This is a genomic window from Promicromonospora aerolata (assembly GCF_042682255.1).
GTDB classification, from domain to species: Bacteria; Actinomycetota; Actinomycetes; order Actinomycetales; family Cellulomonadaceae; genus Promicromonospora; species Promicromonospora aerolata.
The window spans coordinates 753,767-777,820 of the sequence record NZ_JBHUHF010000001.1 but is presented as its reverse complement, the minus strand read 5'-3'; the positions used below and the strand labels follow the sequence as shown (position 1 = coordinate 777,820).

Here is a 24,054-nt window from a genome sequence, read left to right as displayed (position 1 = left end):
GGCCGCTACCTCGTCAGCCAGGTGTCAGCCGCAGGTCGTGCCCTCGTACTTGTGGACCGACTCGACGCCACCGGCCCGGACGGTCACCGCGCCGGCGTCCGCTGCTGAGGCCTCCGCAGCGAACGGCATCTGCCAGGTCGCCCCCGGCCGCAGCACGTCCCGATCCCGCGACTCCCCCAGGGCCGTAACTGCCACGTCCGTGCGGGTGTCCGAGTTGTTGGTCGCCCGCACCACGACGAACGCCTGCTCGCCACGGCACTGCGTCGCGACCTCGACAGTCACCGGGCTTCGCTCCGCCGGTGTCAGCGTCCAGAACCGGTCGGCGGTCTCCGCATCGGTCGCTGTCGTCGCACCGCCGGCGCCCGACCGGACCGTGAGGGTGCCGTCGCGCCCGCTGCCCGAGGAGTCCACCGCGGTGACTCCCTCGGCCTCGTCGAAGGCGTAGTGCACGACGTCGCCCTCGGCCGGCTGCCCGGCGGCGAGCTCGGAGACCTCCGCCGCGGACAGGGCTCGTCCGTAGATCGCGAAGTCGTCGAGCGCACCGTCGAACGCAGGGTCGGACCCGTACTGCGACCTTCCGAGCCAGTTCCGTCCGTTCGAGGCCCCCAGGTCGGCCGGCGAGACCGTCAGCTGGTCGTTGGTCGCGACCGCTGTGCCGTTGATGTACAGCGTGCCGGTGGTGCCGGACACGGTGACCGTCACCTGCGACCACTCGTCGAGGGCGAGGTTCTGCCCCGGGTGGTCGAGGCGCTGCTCTCCCCCTGCCCCGCCCGTAGTGATGGCGAACCGCGGACCGCTCCCGGCGTTGAGCGTGAGGAACATGCTCGAGCCCGATCCCGAGCCGATGTCGAACACCCGGGCCCAGGTCGGCAGACCGGACGGCTTGACCCAGGTGGACACCGTCCAGTCGCCGTCGAGCCCGTCGACGACGCCGTCCGGCAGCGTGACGTACGAGTCGGTGCCGCACAGGTCGAGCGCCGTCCCGATCTTCCCCGGCTGCCGCGGCCCGTCGGGTGTGCAGCCCGACGTCGCGGCGCCGTCGGTCCACTGGACGACAGCGGCACCCGGCTCGGTGCTCATCTGGTCGACCCCGAGGGTCAGACCGGTCCCGTAGCTGGCGAGGCGCACGTTGCCCTTGCCGTCAGGCACGAGCTGCCACAGCTGGTTCTCGGCCCCGTTCGGCTCCTGGAGCACCGCGGGCGCACCGTTGCCGGCCGTCCCGTCCTCCGCAGCAAGGACCAGACCGCTCGCGGCGTCGACCACGGTGTAGAGACCGGAACCCGCGTCACGGATCTCCCACGTACCGCCCTGGCCTGCCTCTGCCTGCACGACGTCACCGTCGACCGTCCCGAGGGGCAGGCCACTGTGGAGGTTGTCGAGCGTGTAGGTGCCCGCCAGGCTCTCGGCGTCCCCGGCAGGTGTGACGACCACGTGGTAGCCGTACGCCGGGTTCATCACGACGGGGACCGAGATCGCTCCGTCCGCGCCGACGGAGTACGTCGTCTCCGAGACGGTGATCGGCCCCTCCGTCGGCGTGGTGCGGCCGTAGGACGGCGTGACCTCGAGCCGCACGTTCACGTCGTCCCCGAGCGCGAGCTGGTCGAGGCCGTTGACGACCACCGACGTCGGGCCGCTGTTGCCGCCCGCGATGATCCGCACCTCGTCCTGCGCGTCGTTCACGGAGGCGGCCCCGTCCAGCGGGCTCTCGTTCGACGGCGGGGTCGTGGTGACCATGTTCCCGGTCATGTCGGCGTACCAGGTGTACAGCCAGTACGCCCCGTTCGGCGCGCCGCCACGCTCGACCAGCAGGTCGCCCAAGGTCCCCGACTGGTTCCAGAACGCCAGCTCGGCCCGGTCGATGCCGAAGCGCTCGAACTTCGAGATGTACCCGACCATCGGGCCCGGCAGACCCACCTCCTGGGGAGAGGCGTACTCGGCGATGTCGATGGGCAGGTCCGGAAGGCCCAGCTCGTCCAGCATGGCTCGTACCGACTCGACGTCGCCCTGGATCTTCGACGATCGGATGAGCTCGTGCCACTCGAGGACGTCGGGAACCGTGTTCGTCTCCTTGGCGAACTCCAGGAACTGGCGCATGTCGGTGATGTTGTCCGAGAAGCTCGGCCCCTGGATCGGGACGTCGGGGCCCAGCTCCTCCCGCAGGAGGTTGTAGCTGAACTCCCACAGCTCCTCGAAGCTGCCGTTCTCCTCGAGCCAGGTGTGGTCCGACTCGTTCCACGGTGCGTAGGCGACGATGTTCGTCGCCCCCGACGCCTTGACGTCGGCCACGACGTCACGGATGACGTCCTCCCACGCCTTGCGGTCCTCCGTGTTCTCCCAGCTGAACCGGTACGGCCACCCGGGGTAGTAGTCGCAGAGCCGGACGACGATCCCGGCACCGTTGCGCTCGGCCGTGCGCCAGACGTCGAAGGTGTCGCCGGTCGGTTGCTGCGTGCCGCCCGGGGGCATCTGGACGAACGTGTTCGGCTTGATCGGGGCGATGAGGTCGTCGGACGGCACGCCCTCGTCGGCGATCCCGTACAGCGAACCCGTTGCCACGTGCGTGACCTCGCGGAACGGTTGGTCTGCCTCGACGACCAGCGTCGATTCGGGCCCGGGTGCGGCCGAGGCCGTCGTCGCGGGCACAGCGGCACCCAGGGTGCCGACGGCGAGCGCGCTCACGGTCGACACGGTCATCATCGCGACCCTGCGGCGCCGGGATCCCGAAGCGGCTGCTCTTCTCTCAAGAGACATGGTCATTCTCCTCGTGTGTGCGGAAGGCACGGCTTCGGGCCCTCCGGTACGTGGTCATGCGAGTCTCGGTCCTGCTCGCTCCGTCCTTCGGAGCGTCGTTGCTGCCCTCGCTTCCTGTCGCTCTGGATGTCGAACCGGTTCGACGCTGGTTCGACGGCGTGCGGTCGCGCCGGCGGGCGACGCCGGACAGACGGTCTAGCCGACCGCCTCCACGGGCGTGCCGGGTGCGACCCGCCCGGTGGTCCGCCCGACCACCTGCGGCAGCGCACCGTCGCGCAGGAAGACCGGCACGACGTCGAGCGGGGCGTCGGCGCGCACCGTCACCCCTCCGTCGTGCACGGCGCCCGTCGCGGCGTCGGTCCAGCGCGCGCCCGCGGGCAGGTAGACGTCACGCTCTCGTGCGCCCGCGGTGAGCACGGGCGCGACGAGGACGTCCGGGCCCAGCAGGAACTGGTCGTCGACGTCCCACGCCCGCGGGTCGTCGGGAAAGTCGTGGAACAGGCCGCGCAGCACGGGCTGTCCGTCGGTGTGCGCGGCGCGCATGACGTCGCGCACGTAGTCCCGCAGCGTCTCGCGCAGGTGGACGTAGCGTTCGAGCATGCCGTAGACCTCCTCCCCGAAGCTCCACAGCTCGTTCGGAGCGCCCGAGGCCAGGCGCGGTGAGCCGTCCGCCGCCACCACGTCCTCGCGGGGCAGCCGGTCGCCGTGCAGGCGCATCACCGGGCTGAACGCGCCGAGCTGGAACCACCGCACCAGCAGCTCGTGGAACGCGGGGTCGGTCACGTCGCCCCGGTGGAAGCCGCCGATGTCGGTGGTGAACCACGGGATCCCCGCGACCCCCATATGGATGCCCGCGGTGACCTGGCGGGCGAGGTCCTCGAACGTCGACGAGATGTCGCCGGACCAGACGAGCGCTCCGTACCGCTGGCTCCCGGCCCAGGCGCAGCGCACCAGGTTGACCACGTCGGTCTCGCCGTCGGCCCGCTGCCCCTCGTAGAAGGCGCGCGCGAACGCCTGCGGGTACACGTTGCCGACGCGCAGGGCGGGGCCGAGGTGGTACCGGTAGGCGTCGTAGTCGTAGACGCCGTACTCCGGTTCCGCCTCGTCCAGCCAGAAGGTGCGGATGCCGTGGGCGCCGTAGTTGCGCCGGCAGGTCTCCCACAGCCAGCGCCGTGTCTCGGGGTTGGTCACGTCGAGGAACGTGCTGGGACCCTGGAACGACATCTGCACGTCGATCCCCCGGTCGGCACGCACCAGCAGGTTGTTCCGGCGCAGGTAGGAGTCGTTCTCCGACTCGAGCGACACCTGCGGCCAGACCGAGACCATGAGCTCCGCGCCGAGCTCGCGCAGCTCGTCGACCATCGCCGTCGGGTCGGGCCAGAACTCCTCCTCGAACCGGTAGTCGCCCATCTTCGGCCAGTGGAAGAAGTCGGAGACGATGACGTCCAGCGGCAGCCCGCGCCGACGGTGCTCGCGCGCGACCTCCAGCAGCTGCTCCTGGTTCCAGTACCGCAGCTTGCACTGCCAGAAGCCGAGCCCGCGCTCCGGCATCATCGGGGCGTGCCCCGTCGCATCGGCGTAGGCGCGCGAGATCTGCGCGGGCGTGCGCGCGGCGGTCACCCAGTAGTCGAGCTGTCTCGTGGACTCCGCGTGCCACTCCGTGCGGTTGCGCGCGAACGTCGCGCGCCCGATCGCCGGGTCGTGCCACAGGAACCCGTACCCGCCGCTGGACAGCACGAACGGCACGCTCGCCTGCGAGTTGCGGTGCGCCAGCTCGAACGTGGAACCCTTGAGGTCGAGCACGTGCTGCTGGTACTGCCCCATCCCGTACAGCTTCTCGTCGGGGTCGGACTCGAACGACGCCGTGAGCGCGTGCCCGTCGTCGCCGAGCCGCGGGCGGAAGTTCCGGGCCCGCAGCTGCAGCGACCCTCCGCGGTCGATCTCGCGCAGCAGGAGCCGGCCGTCGGCGTCGTAGAAGGCGAGCTCGCAGTGCGACACCTCGTACCCGACGATCTCGTGGAACCCGGTCGAGGCCGTGAGCTCCACGCGGAGGCCACCGTTGACCAGCGTCGCGCCGTCGGCCCGGACCTCGACCTGGGCACCCGCGTGCGCCTCGGTGCTTGCCTCGGCGGCGGGCGGCAGCAACGCCCAGTCGGTGTCCTCGACGTCGCCGAGGATCGTCGCGCGCACCCGCACGCTGTCCCGGCCCCACGGCTCGACGACCAGGGTCTCGCCACCGCCCCGCCAGGTCAGGCGCGCGCCGTCGGCGCGGACGGGCAGGTCGGCCCGGTCCGCGGTGGGGAGCGGCGTGGTGGCGTCGGTCATCGGGACTCCTCGTGTCGGGCAGTGGGAACAAAGACGCGCATGGTCGACGGGCCGCGCTCGGCCCAGCGGTGATACGGCACCAGGGTCAGGTCGCGCGCCGCTGCCCCCGTGTCCGACATCGGGGCAGCGGCGAACGGCGGGGTGCCCGCTCCGGCCCCGGGCAGCGGCACCATGACGGCGCGCACCACCGCGCCGTCGCCCTGGGCACGGGGCGCCACGGCAGGGTCGAGCCGCACCTGTTCGAGCAGCACACCCTCGGGCAGGTCCACCGATTCCAGCGCGAGCACGAGCGGGCCCCGCTCGACCGCGACGGTGCCGCGCACGGCGTCGACCCGTGGATCGGGCCAGGTCAGCCGCGGGCCCACCGGCAGGTCGAGCGTCACGACGTCGCCGACCGCCACGGTGTGTCCCGGGAGGGAGACCTGCGCCGTACCGGCGTCGGCCCATCCTGGTCCGACGGTGGTGGTCGAGCCGTCCGGACCGGTGAGGGTGGCGCCGTCGGCCCAGTGCGGTACGCGCAGGCGCAGCCGCACGGGCCGCTCGGGCACGCCGATCACCTCGACCCGGACCCGCCCGTCGTGCGGGTACTGCGTGGTGACGCGCAGCGCGACCTCGTCACCGTCGTCGAGCACGATCCGCAGGTCGCCCGCGGCGTACTGCGCGAGCGTCACGACGACGACGCCGTCGGAGGATGCGCCCGGTGCCTCGTCGACGAAGGCCGCGTACGCCTGCCACGACGCGAGGGTGCGCGCCACGTTGGTGGGGCAGCACGACACGTCGAACCACGGCGCGCGCACCCCACCCTCGGCGCGGGGGTTGACGGCGTCGGGCCGCACGTCCGCGCCGGGCTCGCGCTGCTGCAGCGGGTTCGCGTAGAAGAAGGCGCGCCCGTCCGCGCGTGGTGACGTCGCCACGACGTTGTAGAGGGTGCGCTCGATGAGGTCCGCGTACCGCACCTCGCCGGTGGCCAGCAGCAGGCGCCACGAGACCATCACGGACGCGACGCCCGCGCAGGTCTCGCAGTACGCGCGGTCGGGCGGAAGCTCCCAGTCGTCGCCGAAGCCCTCGTCCTGGTGCCGCGAGCCCATGCCGCCGGTGAGGTAGGTACGGCGTTCCACGGAACGTGTCCACTGCCGCTCGACGGCGGCGCGGAGCCCGTCGTCGCCGGTGTCCACCGCGACGTCGACCGCCCCGGCCGCCAGGTACAGGGCGCGTACCGCGTGCCCGCGCCAGACGTCGGCGTCGCGCACCGGGACGTCGTCCTGGAAGTACGCCGGGCTGAGCAGCGCGATCGGCGCCAGGGTGCCGTGCCCGCGCCGCTCGACGAAGAGCCGCGCCTGCTCGGTGTACCGCGGCTCGCCGAGGGCACGGCCGAGCTCGGCGAGACCCACCTCGATCTCGGGGTGCCCGCAGATCCCGTCCCGGCCGTCGGCGCCGAACTCACGACACACGTGGTCCGCGGCGCGGCGGGCGACGTCCACCAGGGTGTCGTCCTCCCCCGCCGTCCGCCCGACGGTCCGCACCCGCGCGACCGCCGCCTGCAGCAGGTGGCCCGTGCAGTACAGCTCGTGCCCCGTCGAGAGGTCGCTGTACCGGGCGGCCTGTCCCGCGTGCCCGAAGCACGTGTTCAGGTAGCCGTCCTCGTCCTGTGCGGCGGCCACCCGGTCCACGACCTTGCGCAGCAGCGCGTCGGCCTCCGCGTCGCCGGTGCGGCCGTGCTCCCAGGCCAGCGCCTCCAGCAGCTTGTAGACCTCGGAGTCGGAGAACTGCCAGCCCGGGCGGTGCCCACCGGTGGCGCCGTCGGCGACGCGGTCGAAGTTGGCCAGCCAGCCGAGCTGCTCCATCCAGTCGAGGCAGTGCCGCAGCGTCGCGTCCGCGTTGGTCGCCTGGAGCGCGCCCCAGAAGCCGCCGTCGAGCCGCAGCTCACCGACGCCGAGCCCGCGGCGCGGGCCGCGCGGGGCGACCGGGGACGCCGTCGGCGTCGAGTGGTGATGTGTCACGGGGTTCCTTCGTCAGTCCTTGACCGCGCCGGCAGTGACGCCCGCCGCCACGTAGCGCTGCGCCACGACGAGCAGGATCGTCGCGGGCACCGAGGCGACGACGGCGGTGGCCATGATGGCGTTCCACTGCGTCGTGTTGTTGCCGATGTAGTTGTAGATGCCGAGCGTGATCGGGATGAGCTCGCCGTTGCGGTTCAGGGTCGAGGCGAAGATGAAGTCCGACCAGGCCCACAGGAACGCGAACAACGACACCGTGAGCGTCGAGTTGCGGCTCACCGGCAGCACGATCGAGCGGAAGGTGCGCCAGGCCCCCGCGCCGTCCACCCGGGCCGCCTGCAGCAGCTCGCGCGGGATGCCCGACATGAACGCCGAGTACAGCAGCACGCCGAACGGCACGGCGACCGTCGAGTCGGCGACGATGAGCCCGCCGACGGTGTTGAGCAGCCCGAGGCTGTTGTAGACCGCGTAGAACCCCATGGCCATGACCACCGCCGGGATCATCTGCGCCACCAGCAGCAGGAAGTTCAGCGTGCGGCCGCCGCGGAGGTTCAGCAGCGCGAGCGCGTACCCGGCCGGCGCCGCGATCACCACGGTGAGCGCGACGCAGCCGAGCCCCACCAGCAGGCTCGTGCCGAGGGCCGGGAGCTGCTGCTGGAACACCGCCGTGTACCCCTCGAACGTCGGGTCCCAGGGGAACCAGTGCGGCGGGTCGGCCCGCAGGTCGCTGGTCCGCGTCAGGGAGACGTTCACCATCCAGTAGACGGGGAACAGCATGAACGCGGTGAGGACGAGACCCAGGGCGGTCTTCCACCACGGCTTCTGCAGTGTCCTTCTCATCGGACGACGGCCGGTCATGAGTCCTCCTGACGGCGCTGGAGCTGCAGGTGCAGGAATCCGAACACGAGGGCGATGAGGATGAGCAGGTTGCCGACCGCCGCGGCGGGCGAGAAGTCCGGCTGACCGGTCCCGAACGCCTCGCGGTAGGACCAGATCGCGAGCGTCGTCGACGCGTCGCCGGGCCCGCCCGTGGTCATGATCCAGATGACGTCGACGACCTTGAGCGTGTAGATCAGCCCGAGCAGGATCGTGATGGCGGAGACGGGACGCAGGAGCGGGAACGTGATGCTCCAGAACTGCTTCCACGGGCCGGCGCCGTCGAGGGACGCGGCCTCGTACACCTCGCCCGGGATGTTCTGCAGCCCGGAGTACAGGATCACGAGGTTGAACGGGATGCCCAGCCAGATGTTCGCGATCGTCACCGACAGCAGCGCGGTGTCCGGCGAGGTGAGCCAGTTGATCTGCTCCCCGCCGAACGCCGCGAGCACCGAGTTCACGATGCCGTTGTCGCTGTTCAGCATCCACGCCCACGTCGACGCGGACACGATGAGCGGCAGCAGCCACGGCACGAGGAACATTGCCCGCAGCAGGCCGGACAGCCGGAACCCGGACCGGAAGAACACCGCCAGCGCCAAGCCGATCGCGAACTGGAAGACGATCGAGCCGACGGTGAACGCGGCGGTGTTCCACAGCGCCGTCGGGAACGTCGCCGAGCCGAACACCTCGGCGTACTTCTCGAACCCGACGAACTCGGCGTTGCCCTGCACGAACGCGCGGATCGTGTAGTCGTGCACGCTGAGGTCGATGTTGCGCGCGAGCGGGTAGGCGTAGAAGACGATGAGGTAGACGAGCAGCGGCGCCGCGAAACCGACGGCGGTCCACTGGGAGGCCGCGGGACCGCGGCGGCGGCGCGGCGCAGTCTGCCGGTCCACGTCCGGTGACGCTCCGGCCGTGGCCTCGGTGGTGATGATCACGAGACTCCGTTCTTCCTGGTCGGTCGGGTCGCCCCGGGCGTCAGCTGGTGGCTGCCTCGGCTTCCGTCTGGGCCGTCTTCAGGGCCTCTTCCGGCGTCGCCGCGCCCGAGAGCGCGTTCTGGACTGCTGTCCACAGGGCCTCGGAGATCACCGGGTAGTCGGCGCCGAGGTCGTCGCTGGTGCGGCCCTTGGCGTTGCGCACGGCCTCGACCCACGGCTCGAGCTCCGGCTTCTCCTCGACGAGCGCGGCCTGGCCGTCCGCCGTCGGCGGGACGTAGTAGGCGAACGTGTTCGCCGTCTCGACGAAGCCTTCCGGCGTGGTCATGCACTCGACGATCTGCCGGGTGACGTCGTAGCGCTCGGTGTCCTCCTGCACGGGCGCCAGGATGAACTCGCCGCCCGTCGGTGCCTGCGCGACGCCGCCGTCCCGCCCGGGCAGCTGGACCACGCCGGTCTCGAAGTCCGCGCCCGCCGCGCTGTCGACCTGCCAGGTGCCGTTCTCCGCGAACGCGAAGTCGCCGGTGAGGAACTCCTCCCACACGGTGTTCTGCGAGTTGTTGATCACCGAGTTGGGCGCGTACCCCTCTTCCAGCCAGCCCTGCCACAGCTCGAGCGCCGCTACGGCCTCGGGCGAGTCGAGGTTGCGCAGGTCGGCACCCGCGCCCCAGAACCACGGCAGGAACTGGAACGAGCCCTCCTCCGTGCCGATGCCGGCGAAGGTGATGCCCTTGTCGCCGTTGTCCGTGACGGCCTTCAGGGCCGCCGTGAGCGAGTCCCAGTCGGTGATCGACGCCGGGTCGACGCCCGCCGCCTCCAGGACGTCCGCGTTGTAGTAGAGCGACAGCGTGTTGGCGCCGATCGGGATGCCGTACGTCTCGCCGCCGACGACGCCGGCCGCGAGCAGGTTCTCGTCGATCGCGGAGGTGTCCAGGCCGAACTCGTCGACGGTGGTGAGCATGCCGGTGTCCGCGAGCGTGGACACGGCAGGGTTGTCGAGCAGGATGACGTCGGGCGACGTGCCCTCCTGCGCCGCGAGCAGCGCCTGGTTGGTCAGTGCCGTCGTGTCGTAGGCGGTGCGCTCGATGGTGACCCCGGCCTCCTCGCCGCAGGCCTGCACGCGGCCCGTCCAGTCCGACGCGTCGTCGTGCTGGGGGTACGGGTCCCACCAGGTGTAGGTGCTGTCGTCGCCGCCGCTCTCGCCGGCCGCGGCGCCGCCGGTCGAGCAGGCGCCGAGCACGCCGACCAGGGCGAGCGCGCCGACCGCCGCGAGCGTGGTGGTGGTGGGCTTGCGCCGCGTGTGCGGTCGGGCGGGCTGCACGGTGTGGTGCATGGTTCCTCCTTGAACGAGTCCGGCACGACGGCGTCGTCGGCCGGCTGGGGTGCTGTGTTGGGTCCTGGGGGCGTCAGGCCGTGCGCGGCACGCCGGTGCTGCCGCGGTCGACCAGCTCCGGGGTCACGAACCGCACGACGTGCGGCTCGTCGGCTGCGACCTCGCCCTCGATGCGACGCACGAGCTGGCGCACGGCCATGCGGCCGAGGCGGTCGGGTGCGCTCTCGATCGAGGAGTAGGGCAGCGAGAAGGTGCGGGCGAACTCGTCGGAGTACCGCCCGACGACGGACAGGTCGGCCGGCGCCGTGAGCCCGCGCTCGTGCAGCACGGTCGGCAGGGCCGCCGCCGCCGCCTCGTTGTTGATCAGCAGCCCGGTGACGCCGGGGTGCGCGTCGAGCAGGGCGTTCAGGTCCTGGCCGACGTCGGGCTGGTGCGACGAGGCGGCAACGGTGTGCAGGGTGATGCCGCGCGCCCTGGCCGCCTCGCGGGCGGCGTCCTGCAGGCGCCACACGTAGGCGCCGCCGCGTTCGATCACGTGCTCCGGCTGGGACACGAGAACCACCTCGCGATGTCCGAGGCGGTGCAGGTGGTCCACCATGAGCCGGCCCGCCTCCTCGAAGTCGAGGTCGAAGACGTCCACGCCGGTGCAGTCTGCGGGCAGCCCGACGAGCGCGCCGGGCTGTGCGGCGGAGCGGAGGATGGGTAGCCGCTCGTCCCGTTCGGCCACGTTGAGCAGCACGATGCCGTCGACCATGCGCGAGTCGGTGATGCGGCGCAGGGCACGCGTGCCGTCGGCGTCGGACACCAGCAGGATGTCGTAGCCGAGCTCCCGGGCCGTGTTGGAGACGCCCAGCATGTACTGGAGCATCGCGGGTGCGAACTCGTCCTCGAGGAACTGGGCGAGCAGCCCGATCACCATCGTCTGCGACGTGGCGAGCGCTCGTGCCCCGGCGTTCGGCGTGTAGCCGAGCTGCCGGACGGCGTCCTCGACGCGCCGGCGCACGTCGGCCGAGATGGCCCGCTTGCCCGACAGCGCGTAGGACGCCGTGCTGCGCGACACCCCCGCCGCCTGGGCGACATCCCCGATGGTGGCCACTGACGCCTCCTTGTGCTGCTGCTCCGTCGCTGCAGATCGCATCCGTTGCGAACCGGTTCGACTCTAACCACACGGTCGCCGGGTCCGCAAGATCGAACATTACGGACTCTTGCGGCGCACCGCCGCCGAAGATGGCGTCATCGCAGGCCGGAACGTCGAACCGGTTCGCGGCAGACAGGGAAAAAATCCGTACAACATCACCCACTGGAACGGGCTACGCCGGATCCGACAGCAGCACGCCGTCGCAGTGCGCGTCACACCGACGCGTCGTCCGTACCCGCCAGGTCGTCGAGGAAGCGGGTCACGATCTCGCGCTCCTGCGGGGTCAGGCGCGCAGCGGCGTCGAACCGGCGGGCGTGGGTGCGGCCGACGGCCTGGCGCGCCACGCGCCGCGTGTCCTCGGTGACCTCGATCGCGAGGCTGCGCCGGTCGGACGGGTGCGGCAGCCGCAGCACGTGGTCACCGGCCGCCAGGCGGTCGATCAGCTTGGTGGTCGACGCCGTGGTGATGCCCAGGTGCTCCGCGATCGCGCCGGGCGTCACGACACGGCCGTGGTTCTGCATCGCGATGATGAACCGGAGCGCCCGCATGTCCGTCTCGCCGAGCTTCATGTAGCGCCGCGAGGCCTCGCTCATGCGGCGCTCCGTCTCGCGCCAGCGGCGCAGGGCCTCGAGAACCTGGACCACCTGGTCGACGTCGCCCTCGTCCAGGCCGGCACGCCGCACGAGCTCCTGCTCGGGGTCCAGCACGCGCGGGTCCAGCATCGACGGCTCGCCCTGGTCGCGCGGCACGGGTTCGGAGTCCACGGTTGGATGGTACTCCGCTCAACTTATTGCGTCATATGCTTGAATATAGCCTGGCTAGCGAAATGCCGGCCGTCATCGGCGTGCACGGCAACTTTCAGACCCACAGCCTTCGGAGAGGGAGGTCCAGCCCCATGCGGCTCTGGTCCCTTGACCCTGCCCTGCTCGACCGGCAGGGCCTCGTCGCCTGCTGGCGCGAGGCCCTCCTGGCACAGGCGGTGCTCCTCGGCCGCACCCGGGGCTATACGGCGCACCCGCAGCTCGAGCGCTTCCAGGAGCATCCCCGGCCCGCTACCGCCATCTGCGCCTACCTCCACGGCGTGCGCGACGAGGCGACCCGGCGCGGGTACCGGTTCGACGAGCAGCGGATCTCGCAGCACCTGGACCCGAGCGTCCTGGACGCCACCAGGATCGTGGTGACGACCGGGCAGCTCCAGCTGGAGCGGCAGCACCTCCTGCAGAAGCTCGCCGTACGCTCCCCCGCCCATCACGGCCGGCTCGCCGGGATCGAGTCACCGGCGGCCCACCCGCTGTTCGACGTCGTCCCCGGTGCCGTGGCGAGCTGGGAGCGTGCCTCGTGACCTTCGGCGCGCGCGTACCGCGCTGGCTCCGGGTGACCCTGCCGGCCGTGCTCATCATCGTCTGGCTGGTCGGCGCGGCGATCGGCGGCCCGTACTTCGGCCGGGTCGACGAGGTCTCCTCGAACGACCGCACGGCCTACCTGCCGGCCACCGCGGAGGCGACCGAGGTGCAGGAGCGGCTCTCCGGCTTCACCGAGGGTGACGCGATACCCGCGATCGTCCTCTTCGTCGCTCCGGAGGGCTCCACGGACGGCCTCGGCGACGCCGACCTGGCCGCCGTCGGCGAGCGGCTCGAGGCCGTCGCCGCCCTGGAGGTCGTGGACGGCGACGTCTCCCCGCCCCTGCCCTCCGACGACGGCGCCGCCGCGCAGGCCTTCGTGCCGCTGTCCGGCTCCGCCGACCTCGGTGCGGCGACCGCCGAGCTCCGCGACACCCTCCAGGCCGGCCTGCCCGACGGCATCGACCTCTACATCACCGGACCCGCGGGCTTCTCGAGCGACCTCGGGTCGGCGTTCGCGGGGATCGACGGCATCCTCCTCGGTGTCGCGCTCGCCGCGGTGCTGATCATCCTCGTGATCGTCTACCGCTCGCTGCTCCTCCCCCTGGCGGTGCTCGCGACCAGCATGTTCGCGCTGTGCCTCGCGCTCCTGACCGTGTGGCACCTCGCACGGTCCGGCGTGCTGCTCCTCAGCGGCCAGACCCAGGGCATCCTGTTCATCCTCGTCATCGGCGCCGCGACGGACTACGCCCTCCTGTACGTCGCACGCTTCCGCGAGGAGCTGGTGCACACGCCCGACCGATGGACCGCCACCCTGCGCGCGCTGCGCGGTTCGGTCGAACCGATCCTCGCCTCCGGCGGCACGGTCATCGCGGGCCTGCTGTGCCTGCTGCTGAGCGAGCTGCGCTCCAACAGTGCGCTCGGCCCGGTCGCCGCCGTGGGCATCGTCTTCGCGATGCTCGCGGCGCTCACCCTGCTCCCGGCCCTGCTGCTCGCCCTCGGACGCGCGGCGTTCTGGCCCCGCCGCCCCGCCTACGACCCGACGGCCGCCCGCGCCGGCGCCCAGGTCGGCGGCGTGTGGGGCCGGCTCTCCCGGGGCATCCGTGCCCGGCCGCGGACCATCTGGGTCACGACGGCGGCGGCGCTCGCCCTCGGCTGCCTGGGGATCACCCAGCTCCAGGCGTCCGGCGTGCCGCAGTCGGAGCTCGTCCTCGGCGCCTCCGAGGCGCGCACCGGGCAGGAGCGGCTCGCGGAGCACTTTCCCGCGGGCTCCGGCAGTCCCGTCTACGTCGTCACGCCGCAGGACGAGATGCAGCGCGCCGCCGACGTCCTCCTGGCGGAGGACGGCATAGCCCGGGTGGCGATCACCGCCGAGACACCGAGCGGGACCGCCCCGGTGACCGCCGAGGGCATCCAGGCGTTCGGCCCGCCGGGCGCCCCGGCCCCCGAGCCCGTGGTCTCCGACGGTGCGGTACTGCTCCAGGGCACGCCCGACGACGCCGCGGACTCGGCGGCCGCCGAGCAGACCGTCCGCGACCTGCGCACCGCCTACGCCGACACGGTCCCTGCGGCACTGGTGGGCGGCGAGTCCGCCACCGATCTCGACACGAACGAGGCGTCGATCCGGGACCGCGCCCTCATCGTGCCGATCGTCCTCGTCGTGATTCTCCTGATCCTCATGCTGCTGCTGCGCGCCGTGCTCGCGCCGGTCCTGCTGATCCTCACGACGGTGCTGTCCTTCGGCACCGCGATGGGTGTGGCGGCCCTCGTGTTCAACGACCTGCTCGGCTTCCCCGGTGCCGACCCCGCGGTGCCGCTGTTCGGCTTCGTCTTCCTCGTCGCGCTCGGGATCGACTACAACATCTTCCTCATGACCCGGGTCCGCGAGGAGTCCCTCACCCACGGCACGCGGGAGGGGGTGCTGCGCGGTCTCCGGCTGACCGGAGGCATCATCACGTCGGCGGGCCTGGTGCTGGCCGCCACCTTCACGGCGCTCGCGGTCATCCCGGTCCTCTTCCTCGCCCAGCTGGCGTTCATCGTCGCGTTCGGCGTCCTGCTCGACACGTTCGCGGTCCGCTCACTCCTGGTCCCCGCCCTCGGGTACGACATCGGACGGGCGATCTGGTGGCCGTCCAGGCTGGCCCGCGAGCGCCCGTAGCCGTCTCGGATGCTCAGGTGACCAGGCCGACGAGCACGCGGTGCAGCCCGTCGCGGAACCAGCCGTCGGTGTCGGTGTCGAAGGCCTCCGGGAGCCTGCCCTCGTTCGCGGCCACGAGCCAGGAGTGCGTTCGGCCGGCTCCGGTGCGGTCGAGGCGTCGCGCCTCCTCGGACCACCAGGCCTGGTAGGTCGTCCCCGAGCGCGCCGCCTCCGCGCGCTCGGCGAGGAGCAGCAGCGCCATGCCCTGCACGTACCCGCTCAGGGCGAGGTATCTGCCGAGCGCCGACGGCGGGTCGAGACCGAGCGCTTCGAACGCCTCGGTGCTCGCCCGTGCGGCGTCCAGGACGGCGGGGACCAGGGGCGGGCGGCTGCTCGCGAGGACGGGTACGAGCCACGGGTGCGCCCGGTAGGCCGCCCACTCCTCCTCGGCGAGGCGGGTGAGCCTCCGGACCGGGCTCTCGGACGACGGCGCCGGGGGCTGCGGCCTGGCGAGGACCTGCTGGACCAGCATGGCCACGAGACGGTCCCGGCTCCCGAAGGCCCGGCGCACCGCCGGCAGCCCGGCTCCGGCGTCGCGGGCGACGGTGCGCAGTGTCACGGCGGCGATCCCGTGGGCGTCGGCCAGGGCGACAGCGACGCGAACCAGGTCGTCGCCCGTCCGGTCTGCCTGGGCCGCGGACCCGGTTCCGGGCGGCCGCGGCGTCGGACGGGCGAGGCGACCGCTGTCCCGGCGTCGCCGGTAGGCCCGCGACTGGCAGGACCGGGAGCAGTAGCGACGCGGTCGACCGGTACCCGCCGCCGCCCCGAGGTCACCTCCGCACTCCACGCACCTCATGCCGTGTCCCCTTCCCGGGCAAGTCCGCACCGGCAGTCCGCACCGACAGCTCGCATCGGCAGCTCGCACCGGTGGTTTCGTCGCGCCCTTCCGTGCGACGAAAGTACTGCACCAGCGGATCGGGGTGCACGAGCCTGGAGGCATGTCGATGCCTCGCCTGACCGTCCGCCCGTCCGTGCCGTCGGAGTTCGGCACCGTGCTCCCCGTGTGCGTCGAAGCCTTCGCCGACGAGGCGGTCTCGGCGTGGGTGGAACCCGACGCCGAGAGACGCCAGGAGCACACCCGTGAGCTCTTCGAGCCGTCGCTCCGCGCCGCCGTGGAGGCCGGGCAGCTCGTGGCGGCCTTTCTCGGCGACGACCCCGTCGCCGCGTCGGTCTGGGTCGACCTGCCCGGCGCCCCGCCCGACCCCGACCTGCCCGAGGACGACCGTCAGGCCGCACGCCGCCTCGCCGCGGTGCTGTCGGCGACGGGCACCCGCCACCCGGACGTGCCCCATGTCTACCTGTCGGCCATGGCCGCGCTTCCTCGCCGCCGCGGGCTCGGCGCGGGCACCGCGATCCTCCGCTACGGGCTCGAACACGCACGCGGGCTGAGCCTTCCGGTCTATCTGGAGGCGTCGACCCCTCGGAACCGGAAGCTCTATGCGCGGCACGGCTTCGAGGATCACGGTGCGCCGATCCGGCTGCCCGAGGGTGGGCCCACCCTCCAGCCCATGTGGCACAGTGCCGCCGTGTGACCACCGCCACGTCACACATCGCCCGGGCGTCTTGTCGATCAGGTAAGACCACCAGGAGGTTGTGATGGAGAAGATTCTGATCGTCGGTGGCGGCTACGCCGGCTTCTATGCCGCGTGGGGGCTGGAGAAGAAGCTGCACCGCGGCGAGGCGGACGTCACCCTCGTCGACCCGCACGGCTACATGACCTACCAACCGTTCCTGCCCGAGGTCACGGCGGGCTCGATCGAGGCGCGGCACGTCATGGTGTCGCTGCGCAGGCACCTGCGCCGTACGACCATCGTCGCCGGGCACACGACGTCGATCGACCACGCGCACCGCACCGCCACCGTCCGGACCAACGACGGCGTTCTCCGCGAGATCGGGTACGACACGATCGTGGTCACGGCGGGCGCCGTGACCCGCACGTTCCCGGTTCCCGGGATCGAGCAGGAGGCGATCGGGCTCAAGCACGTCGAGGAGGCCGTCGCCATCCGCGACCAGCTCCTGACGGCCTTCGACCGCGCCGCCCTCCTGCCGCCGGGCGCCGAGCGCCGCCGGCTGCTGACCGTGACGGTGGTCGGCGGCGGGTTCACCGGCGTCGAGGTCTTCGGCGAGCTGCTGTCGCTGGCCACGAGCATGCTGCGCGTCTACCCGGAGCTCAGCCGCGACGACCTGGACTTCCACCTCGTCGACGCGAACGACCGCATCCTGCCCGAGGTCACCGACGAGCCCGGCCGGTGGGTGGTGCGCCACCTGGAGAAGCGGGGTGCGCACCTGCACCTCGGCACCCAGGTGGTCTCGGCCACGGACGGCCGGATCATGCTGTCCACCGGTGTGTCGTACGGCAACGGGCTGCTCGTCTGGGCGGCAGGCAACGGCAGCAACCCCGTCGTCGCGCGGAACACCGACCTGCCCGTCGACGAGCGTGGCCTGGTCCGCGTCCGCGCCGACCTCCGGGTCGGCACGGACGAGTGCCCCGTGCCGCACGCCTGGGCGGCGGGTGACAACGCCGCGGTGCCCGACCTGGCCTCGCCCCTCCCGGGCGCCCGGACGGTACCCAACGCGCAGCACGCCGTGCGCCAGGGCAAGCTGCTGGCGGCCAACGTGCTCGCGGACCTGCGCGGCAAGCAGCCACGGCAGTACCTGCACCACAGCCTCGGCACGGTGGCCACCCTCGGCATCGGGCAGGGCATCTTCCAGTACCGCCGCCTGGTCATCACGGGCTTCCCGGCCTGGCTGATGCACCGCGGCTACCACGTCCTCGCCGTCCCCACGTGGGAGCGCAAGGTGCGGGTGCTGCTCGTCTGGGCGTCGGCGGTGCTCTTCGGGCGGGACACGATCCCGCTCGCCGCGGTGCAGCAGCCGCGCGCCGCCTTCCTGGCGGGCGGTGACCCGTTCGCCGGGTCGGTCCACGGCCGGCCCGAACTGAGCGTGGTGCGCGATGCGGGCTGACCGGATCCGGACCCGCGCCGCGGAGCTCGGCCGGCGGCGGGTGCACCTGCGCTGGTCCAACCTGTTCGGCGTCGTGACGTTCGCCTGCCTGCTCGTCCTCGCGGTGACGGGGGTGCTGCTGGCGACCTGGTACACGCCGTCGAACGAGCTCGTCACCTACGACGGGCCCTACGAGCCCCTCCAGGGCGCGACGGTCACCGCCGCGTTCGACTCGACCATGCGCATCTCGTTCGAGCACACCGGCGGGCTCCTCCTGCGCCAGACGCACCACTGGGCGGCCCTGGTCATGCCGGCGTCGATGATCATGCAGCTGCTCATCACGTTCTTCACCGGCGGGTTCCGCCGTCCGCGGCGCGTGAGCTGGGTACTGCTCGTCGTGGCCTTCATCCTGGTGCTCGCCGCCGGGTGGAGCGGCTACGCCCTGCCGGACGACATGCTCTCGGGCACCGGCCTGCGCATCGTGGAGGGCGTGGTCCTCAGCATCCCGTTCGTCGGCACCTGGGTGGCGAGCTGGATGTTCGGCGGGCCGTTCCCCGGCCAGATCATCGAGAACCTGTACCCGGTGCACGCCGTCCTCGCGCCCGGACTGCTCGTGCTGGTCCTGGCGGTGCGTGCGGTGCTCTTCGTCCGGCACGGACAGGCGGTCCACCCGCGCCCCGCCCCGGCGCTCGGGCTGCGGCTGTGGCCCGACGCCGGCCTCCGGGCCGCCGGGCTGACCGCGATGACGGCCGCGGTGCTGGTCCTGCTCGGCGCCACCTCCACGATCAGCCCCGTCTGGTCCTACGGGCCCGCCAGCGTGGGCGAGGTCGGCGCGGGGAGCCAGCCCGACTGGTACATGGGATTTCTCGACGGCGCCCTGCGCCTCGTCCCGGTCGGCTGGGAGACCGAGTGGCTGGGCTTCACGGTGACCTTCGCGACGCTGGTTCCGCTGGCCGTGATCACGGGGTACTTCGCGGTGCTGATCCTGTACCCGTACATCGAGGCGTGGGTCGATCAGGACCGCCGGCCGCACCATGTGCTCGACCGGCCGCGGAACGTTCCGTTCCGCACCGGGATCGGTGTCGCCGGTGCGCTCTTCTACGGGATCCTGTGGGGTGCCGCGAGCGCCGACATCGTCTCCACGGAGTTCAGCGTGCCGTTCGAGACGATCATCACGGCGCTCCAGGTCGCGCTGGTCATCGGTCCGCCGCTCGCGTTCGAGGTGACCCGACGCCTGTGCATCGGGCTGCAGCGCAAGGACCGCGAGGTCGCGCGGCACGGGCACGAGACGGGCCGGATCGTCCGGATGCCGAACGGCGGCTACGCCGAGGTCCACCAGCCCGCGGATGCCGAGGAGCGGGCGCTGCTCGCCGTGGCCCCGGTGCCGCCGGCGCCTGGCCGGCCGGACGGCGACGGCCGGCTCAGCAGGCGGGAGCGGCTGCGCGGGGCGCTGTCCCGTCGGTTCGGTACCGGCCATGTCGCGCCGGTCCTGGACGGTGACCGGACGCCGGTGCTCGGTCCGGGAGGTGACCCGGGACGTGATCGAGTGGTCGAACCGGTACCACGGCCCTGACTCGGCGTACTCGGTACGCCGAGTCAGGGCTGTGGTCCCACCGCGTGATCCTTGCGCCAGGCACGGCCGAGCAGGCCGGTCAGCAGTGGCCGCTCGGCGTCGATGCCCTCCCACAGGCGCGCGGCGATGTGCACCACCAGCCATGGCTCCAGGTGCTGCAGCCGGCTGGGGGCCCCGCTCCCCTGTGTCTGCCGCCCGTGGGCCCGTGCGTAACCGCGTGCGTAGCCGCGGGCGAGCATCGAGCGCCCACTGGCCACCACCGCTCGCGTCGCGAGGGGTGCGTCAGGCATCGGGTCGGCCCACCGCATCAGCAGGAGCGCTCGCGCATGGTCTGCTTCGGGTACGCCCCGTGCGGCGTTCGGCCAGTCGATGACGCTGACCCCGTCGGTCGTGACCATGACGTTGCCGGGGTGGTAGTCGCCATGGCACAGGCGGTCGCCGGACGGCAGCCCGTCGAGCAGCCGCAGGGCGAAACCCCGCAGCTCACGTGGCATCGCGGCGGCTTCGATGCGGGTGGCGAGGACCTGGCGGACGTCGGGCAGCTCCGCCGGTGCCCGGACGCCCTGCACCACGACGTGCGCATCGGCCAGTGCTGACGCCAGCGTGTGCACGCGCCATGGCCGGCGCCGCAGCAGACTCAGCATGTCGGTCCCGATGACGCGCTCCAGCACCAGGCCGGGCCTGCCGTCGTGGTCGATGGCGTCGACAAGGCCCGGCGCGATGCGGTGTCCCTCCAGGCTGGTCAGGGCAAGGCTGGTCAGAGCGATGGCCTCGGCGCGGTGTCCGTGCTGTCCGGCGCGGTAGAGCTTGACGACGGCGTCACTACCCCATGCGTACACCTCGGCCTCGCGCCCGGCGCCGAGCAGGACTCCGATCCCGGCGTCGTCGCGGGTCGCATCGGTCATCCGGCCAGTCTGGTGCGTCGTCCGGTGCCTCCGCCACCTTGTTTGGGGTGGCAATTCAACGGGTCGAACTGATCAATCACCCGGGTGATCTTGAGTTCTGTGGTGAGGATTCGGGTACAGAATTGGGGTGCGACGGCTAGCATCCGACGACCAGAGGAGTGACTGGTCATTCGAACAGAGGCCCGAACATGGATATCGCCGAGCGAATTGCTTCGCTTGCAACCAAGATCGAACAGCAGAAGGCCAACATCGCTACGGAAGAGGCGACCAAGAACGCATTCATCATGCCGTTCATCGCCCACGTACTCGGTTACGACGTCTTCAACCCCGACGAGGTAGTGCCGGAGTTCACGGCCGACGTCGGCACCAAAAAGGGCGAGAAGATCGACTATGCCATCGTCAAGGATGGCGAAGTCCAGATCTTGATCGAAGCCAAGGCCGTCGGCGCTCCACTGACGCTGAACCATGCGTCGCAGCTCTTTCGCTACTTCGCGGTCGCGAATGCACGCATCGCGATTCTGACAAACGGTCAGCGCTATCACTTTTTCACCGACCTCGACCGCCCCAATCGCATGGACGACACCCCGTTCCTGCAGCTGGACCTCCTTGAGCTCGACGAGTCCCTCATCCCCGAGGTCCAGAAGCTGACCAAAGAGACCTTCGATGTGGACTCTGTGGTCAGTGCCGCCGAGGAGCTCAAGTACATCGGAACGCTCAAGCGGAGCCTCGCGTCCCAGTTTCGCGACCCGGATGACGAGTGGATCAAAGGCTTGACCAGCCGCGTCTACGAGGGCTCGATCACCCAGAAGGTGCGCGATCAGTTCCGTGTCCTCGTCTCGAAGGCGATGCAGCAGTTCCTCGCAGACCAGGTGAACGACCGGATCAAGGCTGCACTGGGTGGCAAGGTCTATGCCACGGTCGGTTCGACGGACCTCACCGCGGAGGCATCCGTCGAGGCCGATCTGGACGAGACCGGTTCCGGATCCGAGCGCGGGCTCGAGACGACGCTCGAAGAGATCGAGGCGTTCCAGATAGTGCGCGCGATCGCCTGCAGCGAGGTCTCGCCCGTTCGAATCGTGCAGCGCGACACGAAGAGCTACATGGGGGTCCTGCTGGACGACAACAACCGCAAGCCGATCGCGCGGCTCCACTTCAACACCGGGCAGAAGTACCTCGGCCTCTTCGATGAGGAAAAGGTCGAGACTCGGCATGCGATCGAGTCGCTCGACCAGATCTACGAGCACGCGGAGCACATCCGAAAGACGGTGCACTACTACGCGTGACCACCGTACGGACGCCGCAGGTTGGGTCCACCGTCCTGCCTGCGGCGCTCGCGGTTGCGGGCATCGCAGGAGTCAGCGGCAGACGCGGCGCGTCGGCGACTGCCTCCCGTCGTGCCGTCAGCCGCGCCCCGGCTCCATCCCAGGCGGCTGATCCTGCGTCGCCCGGAGCGTCGCGACGACCGAGGGCCACCGGCCCAGGGTCCGGACCAGGACGACGTCGGCCCGCGCGCCCGGGGTCAGGGATCCTCGGTCGTCCAGCCCTGCCGCTCGGGCCGGGCCGGACGTGACGAGCGCTACGGCGCGCGGCAGGTCGGCCAGCCCTTCGCGGACGAGGACCTCGATCGCGGCGAGCAGCGTGGCCGGCACGTAGTCGGACGCGAGGGCGTCCACGAGCCCGAGTGCCACCAGCTCACGCGCCGAGACGTTGGCGGTGTGGGACCCGCCCCGCACCGCGTTCGGCGCGCCGGCCACGACCGCGAGCCCGTGCGCCCGGGCGGCGCGGGCGGCCTCGACGGTCGTGGGGAACTCGGCGACCACGCCGCCCCGTGCCACGAGCGCCTCGACGTCGCCGGTGGACTCGGGGTCGTGGCCCGCCAGCTGGACGCGGCCGGCCCGGGCGAGGTCGCCCAGCCGGGCCAGGGTCGCGGCGGCGACGTCGGACCGGCCCTCGCGTTCGGTGCGCCAGCTCCGGACGTGGGTCCGCGCGTCGGCGGCCGAGAACCCTTCGCGACCCACGAGCCAACGCTCCATGGCCGTGGGGTCGGCGTACTGCCCGATCCCCGGCGTGTGGTCCTCGTGGGAGACCAGCGGTGGGGCGTCGTCCGTGGGAGCCTGCGCGAGGGCGGCCTCCAGCGCGGGCAGGCCGGCCGGGCTGCGGATGTCGAGCCGGTGCAGCACCCGCGTGCCGGACGCCCGGGCCTCGGGAGCCCGGAGAGCCTCGAGCAGGACCTCCGGCCCGGGTAGGCCCGCGGGCAGGCCGACGGGCGTGTGCGCGCCGAAGGGCACGCCGTGGAAGGCCGTGAGCACGCCGCACCCGGCGAGGCGCTCCGTGGCGGTGCGGACGGCGAGGTCGAGCGGAAGGTCGGCACCGGGACGCGGTCTGCGTTCGTGGGCGAGGACGTCGGTGTGCACGTCCACGAGGCCAGGCAGGCAGAGCGCGCCGCGGCCGTCGAGGTCGGCGCGGGCGCCCGGCGGCCGTGGGCCCACCTCGACGATGCGACCGTCCCGCACGACCAGCCACGCGTCGTCGACCACCCGGTCGGGCAGGACGGCGGTGACCCCCGCGAGGGTCCAGTCCCCCGGCGTCGCCCCGAGCGGCCAGCCGGCAGTCATGTGGTGCACCGCCTCATGTTGTCCGGACGACCTGGCGGGACGGTGAACGACAGTTCACCCGCCGTTCACCACGGCAGGGCCGACGGTTCTTCCCGTCCTCACAGACTCGGCGACGGCGCCCGTACCGGGCACCGCCAGAACGGCTACCACCGGAGAGATGATGAAGACCACCAAGAGCCTCACCACGGCGGCGTTCGCCGCGGCGACCGCGCTGACGATGTCCGCGTGTGCCGGCGGTTCCGGAGCCGCGGCCGAGAGCACCACCGCCGAGGGCTTCCCGTCGGTCATCCGGCTGGCCGCGATCCCCGCCGAGAACTCCACCGACCTCGCGGCCGGGTACGACCCCATCGTGGCGATGCTCGAGGAGGAGACGGGTGCGACCGTCGAGGTGAGCCAGGCCTCGGACTACGCGGGCGTCATCGAGGGCCTCATCGCCGACAAGGTCGACATCGCGTTCCTCGGTTCGTTCGCCTACGTGATCGCCACGCACAACGACGCCGAGATCACCCCGCTGGGCGCGGCGATCGAGGCGGAGGGCGCCGAACCGGGCTACTTCTCGCTCGGCATCGCGCCCGGGGACAGCGAGATCGACGGCCTCGAGGACTTCGCCGGGCGCAGCGTGTGCTTCGTCGACCCCGGCTCGACGTCGGGCTTCCTGTACCCGAGCGCCGGCCTGATCGACGCCGGTGTCATCGCCTCCGGCAAGGAGGCGGACGTCGCGGCGGGAGTCCAGCCGGTCTACGCCGGTGCGCACGACGCCTCCGCGCTGGGGGTCGCCGCCGGTGACTGCGAGGCGGGCTTCGCCATGGAGTCCATGGTCACCGAGACCCTCCCGGCGGCGGGCGACCTCGCCGACGGAGACCTCAAGGAGGTCTGGCGCTCGCCCAAGATCTCGGGCTCGCTCTTCGTCGGCAGCGACGCGCTCGGCGCCGAGGTGAACACGAGGCTCGCGGACCTCGTCACCGAGAAGGCCAACTCCGACTACCTGCTGTCCGAGGGCTACTGCGACGGCGAGTGCCTGCTCACCGACGAGGACGCCTGGGGCTTCGCGCCGGCCGAGGACGCGGACTACGACGGCACCCGTGAGGTCTGCGCGCTCACCAAGTCCGACAAGTGCGAGGGCTGA

The 24,054-nt window shown here is 71.8% G+C and carries 18 protein-coding genes; 7 read left to right on the top strand and 11 right to left on the bottom strand.

From position 1 onward, the window contains the following. Positions 1-24 precede the first annotated feature (24 nt). The 8 genes from ACFSL2_RS03460 to ACFSL2_RS03425 all read right to left on the bottom strand — a co-directional run bounded on the left by ACFSL2_RS03460 (position 25) and on the right by ACFSL2_RS03425 (position 12,119). Positions 25-2,694 (bottom strand): LamG-like jellyroll fold domain-containing protein, encoded by a 2,670-nt coding sequence (locus ACFSL2_RS03460; RefSeq protein ID WP_377196498.1) that lies wholly within the window; start codon positions 2,692-2,694, stop codon positions 25-27. Between the two features lie 252 nt (positions 2,695-2,946). Then, positions 2,947-5,076: a glycoside hydrolase family 31 protein gene (locus ACFSL2_RS03455; RefSeq protein ID WP_377196497.1), complete on the bottom strand. Its 2,130-nt coding sequence runs from the start codon at positions 5,074-5,076 to the stop codon at positions 2,947-2,949. Beyond that, entirely contained in the window at positions 5,073-7,076 is a 2,004-nt protein-coding gene (locus tag ACFSL2_RS03450; protein ID WP_377196496.1) for a glycoside hydrolase family 127 protein, read from the bottom strand. Before ACFSL2_RS03450 ends, ACFSL2_RS03455 begins: the two co-directional genes overlap by 4 nt. A gap of 12 nt (positions 7,077-7,088) precedes the next feature. Continuing rightward, positions 7,089-7,931, bottom strand: a complete 843-nt coding sequence (locus ACFSL2_RS03445; RefSeq protein ID WP_377196495.1) for a carbohydrate ABC transporter permease — start codon at positions 7,929-7,931, stop codon at positions 7,089-7,091. Next, entirely contained in the window at positions 7,928-8,887 is a 960-nt protein-coding gene (locus tag ACFSL2_RS03440) for a carbohydrate ABC transporter permease (RefSeq protein ID WP_377196494.1), read from the bottom strand. Before ACFSL2_RS03440 ends, ACFSL2_RS03445 begins: the two co-directional genes overlap by 4 nt. 40 nt (positions 8,888-8,927) lie before the next feature. Further along, on the bottom strand, positions 8,928-10,217 hold the full coding sequence (locus tag ACFSL2_RS03435) for a sugar ABC transporter substrate-binding protein (RefSeq protein WP_377196493.1): 1,290 nt from the start codon (positions 10,215-10,217) through the stop codon (positions 8,928-8,930). 73 nt (positions 10,218-10,290) lie between these two features. Further along, positions 10,291-11,313 carry a LacI family DNA-binding transcriptional regulator gene (locus tag ACFSL2_RS03430; RefSeq protein ID WP_377196492.1) on the bottom strand — a complete coding sequence of 341 codons (1,023 nt, stop codon included), beginning with the start codon at positions 11,311-11,313 and terminating at the stop codon, positions 10,291-10,293. Between the two features lie 254 nt (positions 11,314-11,567). Continuing rightward, complete coding sequence (locus ACFSL2_RS03425; RefSeq protein WP_377196491.1) at positions 11,568-12,119, bottom strand: MarR family winged helix-turn-helix transcriptional regulator; 552 nt, start codon at positions 12,117-12,119, stop codon at positions 11,568-11,570. A 131-nt stretch (positions 12,120-12,250) separates the two neighbouring features. Between ACFSL2_RS03425 and ACFSL2_RS03420 the strand changes: the two genes are divergently transcribed. Both ACFSL2_RS03420 and ACFSL2_RS03415 read left to right on the top strand, forming a co-directional pair. Then, positions 12,251-12,697, top strand: a complete 447-nt coding sequence (locus ACFSL2_RS03420) for a pyrimidine dimer DNA glycosylase/endonuclease V (RefSeq protein ID WP_377196490.1) — start codon at positions 12,251-12,253, stop codon at positions 12,695-12,697. Next, entirely contained in the window at positions 12,694-14,853 is a 2,160-nt protein-coding gene (locus ACFSL2_RS03415; protein WP_377196489.1) for an MMPL family transporter, read from the top strand. Before ACFSL2_RS03420 ends, ACFSL2_RS03415 begins: the two co-directional genes overlap by 4 nt. A 13-nt stretch (positions 14,854-14,866) precedes the next feature. On the opposite strand, the gene ACFSL2_RS03410 is transcribed toward ACFSL2_RS03415, so the two are convergent. Beyond that, positions 14,867-15,688 (bottom strand): TetR/AcrR family transcriptional regulator, encoded by an 822-nt coding sequence (locus ACFSL2_RS03410; RefSeq protein WP_377196488.1) that lies wholly within the window; start codon positions 15,686-15,688, stop codon positions 14,867-14,869. Between the two features lie 142 nt (positions 15,689-15,830). Here ACFSL2_RS03410 and ACFSL2_RS03405 point away from each other — a divergent pair, with 142 nt between their 5' ends. From ACFSL2_RS03405 to ACFSL2_RS03395, 3 genes are all read left to right on the top strand, one after another. Beyond that, positions 15,831-16,424 (top strand): GNAT family N-acetyltransferase, encoded by a 594-nt coding sequence (locus ACFSL2_RS03405; RefSeq protein WP_377196487.1) that lies wholly within the window; start codon positions 15,831-15,833, stop codon positions 16,422-16,424. 64 nt (positions 16,425-16,488) lie between these two features. Beyond that, positions 16,489-17,856: an NAD(P)/FAD-dependent oxidoreductase gene (locus ACFSL2_RS03400; protein WP_377196486.1), complete on the top strand. Its 1,368-nt coding sequence runs from the start codon at positions 16,489-16,491 to the stop codon at positions 17,854-17,856. After that, complete coding sequence (locus ACFSL2_RS03395) at positions 17,846-19,408, top strand: cytochrome b (RefSeq protein WP_377196485.1); 1,563 nt, start codon at positions 17,846-17,848, stop codon at positions 19,406-19,408. Before ACFSL2_RS03400 ends, ACFSL2_RS03395 begins: the two co-directional genes overlap by 11 nt. 23 nt (positions 19,409-19,431) lie before the next feature. Here the strand turns inward: ACFSL2_RS03395 and ACFSL2_RS03390 are convergent, their stop codons facing one another. Then, positions 19,432-20,313: a phosphotransferase family protein gene (locus ACFSL2_RS03390; protein WP_377196484.1), complete on the bottom strand. Its 882-nt coding sequence runs from the start codon at positions 20,311-20,313 to the stop codon at positions 19,432-19,434. A gap of 188 nt (positions 20,314-20,501) precedes the next feature. On the opposite strand from ACFSL2_RS03390, the gene ACFSL2_RS03385 reads away from it, so the two are divergent. Further along, complete coding sequence (locus tag ACFSL2_RS03385; protein WP_377196483.1) at positions 20,502-21,596, top strand: type I restriction endonuclease; 1,095 nt, start codon at positions 20,502-20,504, stop codon at positions 21,594-21,596. Between the two features lie 117 nt (positions 21,597-21,713). Here the strand turns inward: ACFSL2_RS03385 and ACFSL2_RS03380 are convergent, their stop codons facing one another. Then, positions 21,714-22,928, bottom strand: a complete 1,215-nt coding sequence (locus ACFSL2_RS03380) for an alpha-D-ribose 1-methylphosphonate 5-triphosphate diphosphatase (RefSeq protein ID WP_377200758.1) — start codon at positions 22,926-22,928, stop codon at positions 21,714-21,716. Between the two features lie 157 nt (positions 22,929-23,085). Between ACFSL2_RS03380 and ACFSL2_RS03375 the strand changes: the two genes are divergently transcribed. Continuing rightward, positions 23,086-24,054, top strand: a complete 969-nt coding sequence (locus ACFSL2_RS03375) for a phosphate/phosphite/phosphonate ABC transporter substrate-binding protein (RefSeq protein ID WP_377196482.1) — start codon at positions 23,086-23,088, stop codon at positions 24,052-24,054.